A 533-nucleotide genomic window follows, 5' to 3' on the forward strand; every position below is an offset into this window, starting at 1 on the left:
CCATCACCGAGGCGGCGGCCGAACTGGACCGCTGGGAGTGCCGCGAGTACGACCTCAGCCTCATCAACGGCGGCCTTGATGACCGTCAGCTCGATCTTCCCAGTCAGCTGCGCCGCAACATCGTGCGCGAGATTTTCGAGGAGACGCTCAGCTCGCTTACCTTGGAGGAGGTCCAGATTCGGCAGAGCTATTTCGTTGAGCAGGGGGTATGATGGAACACATGGCGCAGGCCATTCTAGCCGATCTTGAAAAGCTCGCGGCCGCGGTGCGCACGCCAGCACCGACCGCACAGCCCAAGGGTCAGGAAGCGCTTCGGCACAGGCGTGCCCAGCGGGGCCATTGAAGCGTCCAGTCAAACCGATTTGTTCTATCCAAGCTCGTAGCCAGACCTCACATGCGCCGTGCTCTGGGGGTCCTACACCACCAGGGACACGACCGAGGCGTCCGGTTCAGCGGCTCGACCAGCGGCCGCGGCCTGCCGGGCCGATGCGCTCCAGATTCATCCGGTACTGATAGCGCTCGGGGTTGTAGAG

General features: G+C 63.4%; 1 protein-coding gene. It reads left to right on the forward strand.

What is annotated here, in order from left to right:
• Positions 1–212, forward strand: a 212-nt coding sequence (locus AC1DWF_RS38150; protein ID WP_476843594.1) for a hypothetical protein, incomplete at its 5' end; no start/stop codon positions are given.
• Positions 213–533 lie beyond the last annotated feature (321 nt).

It is taken from the genome of Aminobacter sp. P4_D5 (assembly GCF_056401815.1).